Origin of the sequence: Nostoc sp., assembly GCF_036917755.1 — a bacterium.
In the GTDB taxonomy this organism is placed as follows: domain Bacteria; phylum Cyanobacteriota; class Cyanobacteriia; order Cyanobacteriales; family Nostocaceae; genus Nostoc.
On record NZ_JBALFC010000152.1, the window covers coordinates 1 to 8,781 of the forward strand.

At 43.0% G+C, this 8,781-nt stretch carries 10 protein-coding genes; 2 read left to right on the forward strand and 8 right to left on the reverse strand.

Annotated elements, in window-relative coordinates:
- Window positions 1-197: 197 nt before the first annotated feature.
- Complete coding sequence (locus V7L05_RS31720) at window positions 198-332, forward strand: hypothetical protein (RefSeq protein ID WP_335170195.1); 135 nt, start codon at window positions 198-200, stop codon at window positions 330-332.
- A gap of 92 nt (window positions 333-424) precedes the next feature.
- On the opposite strand, the gene V7L05_RS31725 is transcribed toward V7L05_RS31720, so the two are convergent.
- The 4 genes from V7L05_RS31725 to V7L05_RS31740 all read right to left on the reverse strand — a co-directional run bounded on the left by V7L05_RS31725 (window position 425) and on the right by V7L05_RS31740 (window position 3,592).
- Window positions 425-886, reverse strand: a complete 462-nt coding sequence (locus V7L05_RS31725; protein WP_335170196.1) for a phosphate-starvation-inducible PsiE family protein — start codon at window positions 884-886, stop codon at window positions 425-427.
- 160 nt (window positions 887-1,046) lie between these two features.
- On the reverse strand, window positions 1,047-1,274 hold the full coding sequence (locus V7L05_RS31730; protein ID WP_335170198.1) for a hypothetical protein: 228 nt from the start codon (window positions 1,272-1,274) through the stop codon (window positions 1,047-1,049).
- Window positions 1,275-1,921: 647 nt separating this feature from the next.
- On the reverse strand, window positions 1,922-2,743 hold the full coding sequence (locus tag V7L05_RS31735) for an NADPH-dependent oxidoreductase (RefSeq protein ID WP_335170199.1): 822 nt from the start codon (window positions 2,741-2,743) through the stop codon (window positions 1,922-1,924).
- Between the two features lie 135 nt (window positions 2,744-2,878).
- Window positions 2,879-3,592, reverse strand: coding sequence for a 2OG-Fe(II) oxygenase (locus tag V7L05_RS31740; RefSeq protein WP_335170201.1), 714 nt, complete (start codon window positions 3,590-3,592; stop codon window positions 2,879-2,881).
- On the opposite strand from V7L05_RS31740, the gene V7L05_RS31745 reads away from it, so the two are divergent.
- Complete coding sequence (locus V7L05_RS31745) at window positions 3,591-3,725, forward strand: hypothetical protein (protein WP_335170203.1); 135 nt, start codon at window positions 3,591-3,593, stop codon at window positions 3,723-3,725. The genes V7L05_RS31740 and V7L05_RS31745 overlap by 2 nt on opposite strands.
- Before the next feature lie 156 nt (window positions 3,726-3,881).
- On the opposite strand, the gene nifV is transcribed toward V7L05_RS31745, so the two are convergent.
- The 4 genes from nifV to nifH form a co-directional block, all read right to left on the reverse strand.
- A complete protein-coding gene (gene nifV / locus V7L05_RS31750) occupies window positions 3,882-5,000 on the reverse strand; it encodes a homocitrate synthase (protein WP_335170205.1) in 1,119 nt (372 codons plus the stop codon).
- A 150-nt stretch (window positions 5,001-5,150) separates the two neighbouring features.
- Complete coding sequence (locus V7L05_RS31755) at window positions 5,151-6,032, reverse strand: substrate-binding domain-containing protein (protein ID WP_442937891.1); 882 nt, start codon at window positions 6,030-6,032, stop codon at window positions 5,151-5,153.
- A 312-nt stretch (window positions 6,033-6,344) separates the two neighbouring features.
- The gene (locus tag V7L05_RS31760) at window positions 6,345-6,731 is read right to left on the reverse strand and encodes a hypothetical protein (protein ID WP_334869088.1); all 387 of its coding nucleotides are present in this window, start codon (window positions 6,729-6,731) and stop codon (window positions 6,345-6,347) included.
- Window positions 6,732-6,897: 166 nt separating this feature from the next.
- Entirely contained in the window at window positions 6,898-7,722 is an 825-nt protein-coding gene (gene nifH / locus V7L05_RS31765) for a nitrogenase iron protein (RefSeq protein WP_335170204.1), read from the reverse strand.
- Between the last annotated feature and the right edge of the window lie 1,059 nt (window positions 7,723-8,781).

Sequence of the window (8,781 nt, forward strand, 5' to 3'; positions counted from 1 at the left end):
CTAAGTAACTTGGTCCCTTTTCTTCCATGACTTCACACTACCAGATTCTGGTTGCAGTTTTTTACGATCACCCTGCTACCCCCTGAACGCTTACCCAATTTCTCAGGTGATTGGCACTCATGACTTAATCAGTTGTGCGCGGACGAATGCTGACATGATTCGTGAATATGCTCTGCTATCGGAGATTCTTCCTTCTTTTGGCAACGGCTCCTGTTTTATTATTTAATGCTGGAGCGATCGCAACGGGTTCGTGTGTCCACAATGGATTTAAGAATAGCAGCATTGCCGGAGGCATCGCCTCCCTAACTCAGTGGGAAAGTGCTAATGTCTGACTGAGCTAAAATAAACGTGTATCATCTCAAAATAACAGTATGTGTGGTTAAATTTAATCAGAATCTAGAGAGTTTTTAGCCAATGTTTGCGTTTATTCTGTTATTTCTGGGTTATGGGTTTTGACCTGTTCAAGAAAACGAGATATCCAAGGTAAAGCCACCATAATTCCTGTTAAAACCAATAAAAATACAGCTATTCCAAAAATTTGGTCACGGGGAATTTCGAGAACACCGCGTAAAATCACCTCTCTTAAAGCAGAAACAATAGTAATTTCTACTGCTGCGGTAACAGATGTCCTCTGTTGTTGTAGATGATCAATTAACAGGCGGAACAACTCTACTAAAATCAAAATGAACAGGATATCAGATGTTACTTGCCGCAAATCTAATGGATTCAAAAAGGAGAAGAACATATCTCCCAGTCGGATGAGCATCACACAGAATAAACCAAGGCAGAGAGAAATGATAATAAAATCTTGGAAAAATTCCAGGTTACGTACAATTGTATTTCTTTGTAACCAGTTATTGAACTTTGAACTTATCCCTTTTAGCATGATATTTCCTAACAGGCTAGATTCATTTATCTCCATAACTGAAATAGTGCTGAGTATCTAGGGTTGATTACTCAGCACGGGCTAAACCTTAGCTATCCGCTAACGGAACTGTATTCAATCCCCATTATTTAGCTATGGGGTTCAACTCAGCCCTATTAAACTATTTTGAACCGTTGAGCTTATGTACGGTTTCGGCGGTTTTCATCTTGGATGCTGCGGTTGTTAAGTTATTCGCAGCTTTGACGATTTCTTCTAAGGTTTCGTTAACCAGATTCTCATCAAGGGAGGTTTCTGATAAGTAAGTTTCTATGAAAATCTCCACTCGACTAACAATGATTTTGCTTTGAGAGCGTAGTCTGTTGAGGTCTTTGGTAGATAGATTAGTCATTGTTTGAAGCTCCTTTATGTTTTGCGGGTTAATTCTACATTTTTGGTCAACAATTCTCACGAAAAGAGCGATTCTTACAGGTCAGCCCTTTTTTGAAAGATTAAAGCTTGCTGGAATACCCATTAAATTGTTCGTCTGTTGACTGCTTAAATGCCTTCAGATTCCCCAAATTCGTATAAAGGTTTCAAGCAGGAGAATTGCTATATCTGACAAGTTAGCGAGTCTATTTTAGGACTTACGCACTGAAAACTAGGGTTTGAGATTGCTTCTCTTGGAGACGCTTCGCGATCGCTACACTCGCAATGACGTAATTTTCTCACAGTGCGTAAGAAAAATAATTGTAGATTGGGTTGAACGAAGTGAAACCCAACATTGACAAGGTTTTTGGGTGTTGGGTTTCGTTCCTCAAATGCCACTTGCTTCTCCCAAGGGGAGACGTTGCGCGAACAAGTCGGGAAACCCGGCACCAGTTCCTTCAACGGGGGGAACCCCTGCAACAGACTGGCTCCCCAACCTACGCCTAGATTGACTATTTATTATTTAGATTTACGCACCGAAATTATCTTTTGAAACTGGGTGTAGGGTTTTGAGTCTTCAGCGAAGTAGTAGCGAGTCGGCGTTGCTAGCGAAACAATCGTTATCCTTCTTCAAAGCAATTTGAAGCCGAAGTTGTTGAGAGTTTCACGCAAGTACTTGCACCCTTTTAAATAGTCTAAAGTGGCAATCCGCTCGGCTGAGTGTTGCGACCAATCACCAGGGACATTCATCTTTTGTTCAGTGTAGAATTCTTTCATGATGTCGTTGTAGTGAGCGATCGCATCATCTTGCTCTGCCAATTTATAGGTTTCCCGATGGAATACAGCTGGCTGAGGTAGGCGCGGCTTAACAATAGGTTGTGCTTCAGGATTGGGATAACCCACACACAACCCAAACACAGGGAATACAAAAGGTGGCAAATTCAATAACGTGGCTACCTCTTGAGTACTTTTGCGGATTGCGCCGATGTATACCGTTCCTAAACCAACAGATTCAGCAGCTACAATCGCATTTTGCGCTGCGACTGAAGCATCGACTATTGCTTTAACCAACAGTTCTACGTAATCCAGAGCTACGGGAGCTAGTCCGCGACTGTCAGCAATATGAGCCAGACGACCTAAATCTGCTAACCAAACCAAGAATACAGGAGCCTGGTTAATCCATACTTGGTTATTAGCCAGCTTGCATAATTCTGCTTTGCGTTCTTGATCTTCAATCGCTACCACACTCCAGGTTTGCATATTAGCTGAACTAGGAGCAGATTGAGCAGCAGCAACTAGCCATTCTAGGGTTCCTGGTGCTAAAGGGTCAGATAGATAAGACCGAACTGAACGGTGAGCTAGTAGTGTTTCTAGAGATTCGTTCCAGTCAATTTCGTAATTGAAGGGAATTTCACCGTAGCGCGATCGCAGTAGTTCTGTAGGATTGGTCATAGTCAGCTTTTGAACCTGAACACTTTTTGACGATTTCAGAGGGATTACCAACGACGAGGAACAAGAAGGACAAGGAAGAACCAGAAAATCAGAAGGCTGATTTTCTGATAAAAGTAGAGAGAAAATACTTGATTACTACGCAGCTAGCTGGGTTTCTCCAAAATCTGAAGTTAGGCGACCATTCCGAAAAAAAGCAACTCGTAAAGCTAGCCGAGACTCAGATGCAGGACAAGTAAGCGGAGTAACCGTATGCCAAGAATTGTCAGAACGCGCGATCGCAACTGAGGAATCACTAAGGGGTAGAATATCTTGAGAGACAGATTCCGCCTGGGAGTCTTTGAGAATTCGCAAACAGCCTCCCCAGTCTACAGACCATTGTTGATTGAAAAATAGCAGATGAGTTAAAACTTTGTTTGGCTCGTCTGTATGAGGGTGATGCAGCTGTCCTGAACCATACCGACGAAATCCAATATCCATTACACAGTCTTTTAGTTCCAACCCAGACATTTCGGCTAAAGTTGCGCGGTAAGAATCTGTCCACAGTTCTTCTATCAACTGTCGCCAGACTTTACTGAGGTGTCTCAAGTCATAAGTAAGTCTGCCTTGTGCCATCCGCTCTCGCCAGCGATTATCACTAGATTTGAGCATCAAGGAAATATCCTCGCTCTTTGCAAGCATCTTCCCCCAGGAGTATCCGTATCCCTCTCCCTCCGATAGGCGAAACTCTTCGTGGGGAAAACTCGCAGTTAGTTCTAAGCTTGCTTCTGGTGAAAGCAGATTTTTGATCAAAGCCCAATTGTATGGGACTTTTTGCATTGCTGTGGTACGAATGGACTCAAAATTAAGCATGGTAGAAAAAAATGCTTTACTAGAATTAACCAATCCTGACTACCCTGGATATCAAGTGGTATTGGAGCATCAACAATCTCTGCATCAAGAAGCTTTGCTAAAGCCGCAGAAGTTTCAACACCGCAACAGTTAGAGAGTCATTCCAATCAATTTCGTAATTGAAAGGAATTTCACGCGATCGCAATAGTTGTGTAGGATTTGTCATAGTCAACTGTTGAACTTGAACGCTTTTCAAGTAATTTAACTACACCACTCCCCACTCCCTACTCCCCATTCCCCTGTTGTGCATTCATCCTTGGGGAACAAAACTCAGGAGTTCTTCAACCGTGAGACTGCGCTTAACTTTTACTGACTGATGCTTTACAGCATCCAGCACTGATTGAATTTCTGGCTGAGTGAGTGTGATTCCATGTTCTTGCAGCACACTAAATATCAGATGCCTACCGGAATGTTTACCTACGACAAGGCGACGTTCCCAACCAACATCTTCCGGCGCGAACGGTTCGTAAGTACCGGGATTTTGCAACACACCGTGAGCATGAATACCCGACTCGTGTGCAAAAGTATTTTCACCCACGATCGCTTTCCAGGGAGGAATCGGCCAATTGGCAGCTTTAGCAACTAACCGTGACAGTTCCAGCAACCGTTTTGTATTAATACCCGTTGGAATGCCGTAGAGGTGTTTCAGTGCCATCACAATTTCTTCTAGCGCCGCATTACCTGCGCGTTCGCCAATTCCATTTACCGTAGTGTTGACTGATCGCGCCCCTGCTTCAATACCAGCTAGCGAGTTGGCCATTGCCAGTCCAAAATCATTATGGGTGTGCATTTCTATGGGAATGAATAGATGATGCACAAGGGAGCGAACTTTGCTGTAAGTGTTCAGAGGGTCGAGAATTCCTACAGTGTCACAGAAGCGAAACCGGAAAGCTCCTAACTCTTGAGCATAATACGCCACATCCAATAGAAAAGATGGATCGGCTCTGGAAGAATCTTCTCCGCCAACAGATACAGATAAACCGCGATCGCAAGCAAAATTAATCGCATCCCGCAGAAGATCCAGGATTACCTGCTGCTTACCTCCAAACTTGGCGGCAATCTGAATTTCTGAGACAGGAACGGAAATATGCACCCGTTCCAAACCACAATCTATAGATGCCTGGATATCGGACAATTTAGCACGGTTCCAGCCAAGTAATTGAGCATTTAATCCCAGATTAACAATGGCTCGAATCGACTCTGCTTCTTCTTGCCCCATTGCCGGAACGCCAATTTCCAGTTCTGGAACACCAATAGCATCAAGAAAAGTAGCGATCGCAATTTTTTCTTCAACGTTAAAGGCTACACCTGCGGCTTGTTCGCCATCTCGCAAGGTTGTATCGTTAATCTGAACCGGATGTTTATTCATAGTGAAGTGATGATTCATTTTGCAGCTAACTTGTTGGGTGATTTTAATTTGCTTGAGGAATTCGTAATTGAAAGACAAAGCAGCTAACTTGAGTTGTGGAAACTAAAAGACATATTTCTTAGTCGTGCGGTAATAATTACGAATTACGAATTATGAAATATTTGCTACAACTTCCCCAATATTGCTGATATCATAGCCGCCGAGTATCTCTAATTGCGATCGCACTAGCTGATGTCCCAAGATACTGAGAAACTGCTTTACTGGTTCTTCTTCCAAGTATTCTTTAATAATCACTAAGTCATATCGCGCCCGATGAAGGGGGATAAATCCCAACCCAAAGGCAGCAGCTATAGATGCCGTACTGATACCTGCATCAGCCATTCCTGAGACTACAGACAAGGCAACATCTTGATGGTTGTGAACAATATGGTCAAATCCTTTAACTTTGTGCAATGGCACTCCTTCTTCTTGGAGTTTCCGTTCTAAAAGCATCCGACTACCAGAACCCGCTTCATGTGTGACAATAGTTGCTCCAAATTCTACTAAGTCGGAAACTGTTTTAACTCCCATTGGGTTTCCTGGTAGGACTAACAAACCTTCTTCCCAAACTCCAAGGGTAATCAAAATGGCACTCTTACCTGTTAAGGCTTCCCGTACAAAGGGAATGTTATGTTCCCCAGTTTTGGGATCGTATAAGTGCATCCCTGCAATGTGAACTTCACCTCGGCACAGACTACTCAATGCAGCCTTGCTGTGGGCAAAACGATAATGAATTCGTAGTTGCGGATGCCAGCGTTCAGTTGCTCTTGCCAAGAGGGAAAGCACAGGTGTACAACCAGCAATCACAACTGTATTGTGCAGTTTATCTATATCATCTAGAAGCCGAACCAGGACTTTATTTGTACCGATCTGGCTCTGTGCTTCACCCTCCGAGGGAGGCTCATTACTAACTAACTCTGACGCTAATGGCAATTTGCTGATGCTGGGGAACTCTTTCACCCTTACGGATTCCCCAGCATCAGGGTAGATCACTGCAAGCGTCTCACCCTCCGGGTTCGAGAGTTTGCTTATGCCGGGGAACCCTTTCGGCAGTTCCTCCTGGGGGAAAACCCCAAGATCGGACTGCCTCACCTTTCATGAGGCTGTATCTCTCCGTTAGAAAAAGCCGCAGCGCACAAACTTAAATTTGTTGGGTCAATCGCAAGGTTTTCTAGTGTTTGCCGTTTTTGTTGTCAGACATGTTGATGTTTTGACAATTTCGCTTATTTGCTGCAAGCATAACATACATCTGGCTAAAATACTTGCATAGTTGGATACTATTTAGCTACGTCACCAAAAGAAAACTTAGTCCGAGTGCGGTAAGTCCTGATCTAGATGCCAATTGCCTTTTTTAGTTGGTACTGCCACCCACTGGAGTTCCAACCATAAGATCGGGTTTTTTTCTTTCAACCTTGAGGCGCGATCGCGGATAATCCTTGTAGCGTTTATGCAAACAGCATCCAATATCCCCAAATCTTGGGCAACGCCTCGGAAAATGTCTTGGTAGGCATTGACTGAGGCAAACAGCATATTAGGATAATATACGACAAAATGTTGTATAAGTTTCGGGGGGCAGCCCCAGTAAGAGTTTACGAGTTCGACGTGGCAGTACTGGAGCAACTCACCGAGTTTGGGACAGCGCCCCTGAGCTATGGTGATAAATTTTTGGACTAAAACCTCTTCGGTCAACATAATGAGTTCTCCTCCTTCAATGAGGTAGACGAATTTTGGCGTGGTTCAGAACGCCGATTTCTCAAATGGTGGTAAGAAGTTTACGCAGTTTTTTCTGCTTTTTCGAGTTAGAGATTGCCAATTGCTCCAGACACTTTGTATGAGGGATAACCCCTATTGCATCGTCCTAGTCAAACAACCCAAACTTTACTAGCAGTTCCTCAAGCTGATCGTTAGACATAGATTTCGGAGTCACAAAATCTGTATTCTGGTCAATTGCCGTTGCCAAGTTGCGATAGTGTTGCGCCTGTTCAGACTCAGGAGCATACTCAATCACCGTCTTGCGGTGGAACTCTGCTCGCTGCACCATGTTGTCTCTGGGTATGGAGTAGATCATTTGAGTCCCCAGTTTCTCTGCCAGAGCCTCGATTAGATCGTTTTCCTGATTGACTTTGCGAGAATTGCAGATCAATCCTCCCAGACGTATACCACCTATAGGAGCATACTTTTGAATGCTTCGGCAGATGTTATTAGCGGTATACATCGCCATCATTTCCCCAGAAGTGACAATGTAAATTTCTTGAGCTTTGCGTTCACGAATGGGCATGACAAATCCACCGCATACCACGTCACCTAGACCATCATAAAATGTATAATCAAGTCTAACTGCATCATCATAAGCACCTAATTGTTCTAGCAACCCAATTGATGTCAGAATGCCTCTACCTGTACATCCCACACCAGGTTCCGGCCCACCCGATTCCACACACAGCGTCTTCCCCCATCCCTCCTGGCGGAAGTCTTCTAGATTCACATCATCTTCTTCTTTACGCAACGTATCAAGTACAATCTTCTGGTGGAATCCCCCCAAAAGGAGCCGGGTGGAGTCTGCTTTCGAGTCACACCCTACAACCATCACCTTACGACTCATATCGGTCAGTCCAGCCACTACGTTTTGAGTCGTTGTGGACTTGCCAACTCCCCCTCTTCCATAAATAGCGATTTTCCGCATAAAAACCTCAGTAATGGCGCAGACTTATTGATTCGGCTCCAAGATTATGGTGTAATCAAGTAGAGTGTTGAATTAAATTGAAGTTGTAGTTTTTGAAAAAGTTAACTGCCCAGGTTGTGACAGCATCAACGTAGTTAGACAGTGGATATCAGCCGTCTATCCAGCACTATAAATATTGCAGTTATCTGCTAGAAATTAAACAGCTTCTTACAGATATGGCAGTGAATTAGTGGGATGCCAGATACAACAAGGGTGCTAAAAATTAGTCGCAATCCTGTCACTAAGAATTCAAAAAACTTCCACAGATGCGGCAGGTGAATCATAAATTTCTGCTTCATCACAGCAAGACAAGCATTATTTTCGCTGCAAAGAAGATACATAAAAAAATCAGTCCAGCCTACGCTATGGCAACGGCTTCGCCAAACGAAAAACCGATTTTTGGGCGGTTTTGCTCCACTTCGATTAACGTTATGCCGTCACCAATAACTGATGAGGCTGGTCTGATACTCACTTCAAAGGAATCTAAGGAGTTTTTATTCTGGTATTAGATTCCCTATAAATAAAGAATATCATACATCTGGCCAATTTACTTGCGCTGATCAATTAATTTACAAACAGTATTCGTGGTTACAATTACTCATCATTTAGAAAGCTTAAAAGCAAACAATTGCGTTTTTCCTATTGTTTTGATTTGAGCAACTATCGCCGATTCATCCAATTGAGGTATCTAGAATCAGGATAGTAATTAAATCATTCACACTCTTATATATAGTTAGAATAGTCTGTCTATTCCCTTGACTAAAAGCCTTATATATAAAAGGATTGCGGTTGCTTAAAATATAGACAGAACTGTCTATTATAAATCGGTTTTATTTCCATTTTTCAATATTCATTCACGCGTTTGTTACTAGATTTACTATTATTAATTTCAAAGGTTGATAGGATTTTGAAATCAAGGAACTCGAAGAAGTTTCTGACAAAAATAAAGAGATAGAAGAATCCTTCTTCTTATCAGCAATTGCACAAGGAGCAATCAGCCATGCCAATGAAGTTGTTTAA

What these genes read in the sequence shown, in the direction of transcription:
- V7L05_RS31740 (WP_335170201.1), bottom strand. Translation starts at nt 3,592, where the DNA reads ATGCTTAATTTTGAGTCCATTCGTACCACAGCAATGCAAAAAGTCCCA.
- V7L05_RS31730 (WP_335170198.1), bottom strand. Translation starts at nt 1,274, where the DNA reads ATGACTAATCTATCTACCAAAGACCTCAACAGACTACGCTCTCAAAGC.
- nifV (WP_335170205.1), bottom strand. Translation starts at nt 5,000, where the DNA reads ATGAATAAACATCCGGTTCAGATTAACGATACAACCTTGCGAGATGGC.
- V7L05_RS31760 (WP_334869088.1), bottom strand. Translation starts at nt 6,731, where the DNA reads ATGTTGACCGAAGAGGTTTTAGTCCAAAAATTTATCACCATAGCTCAG.
- V7L05_RS31735 (WP_335170199.1), bottom strand. Translation starts at nt 2,743, where the DNA reads ATGACCAATCCTACAGAACTACTGCGATCGCGCTACGGTGAAATTCCC.
- V7L05_RS31745 (WP_335170203.1), top strand. Translation starts at nt 3,591, where the DNA reads ATGGTAGAAAAAAATGCTTTACTAGAATTAACCAATCCTGACTACCCT.
- V7L05_RS31725 (WP_335170196.1), bottom strand. Translation starts at nt 886, where the DNA reads ATGCTAAAAGGGATAAGTTCAAAGTTCAATAACTGGTTACAAAGAAAT.
- nifH (WP_335170204.1), bottom strand. Translation starts at nt 7,722, where the DNA reads ATGCGGAAAATCGCTATTTATGGAAGAGGGGGAGTTGGCAAGTCCACA.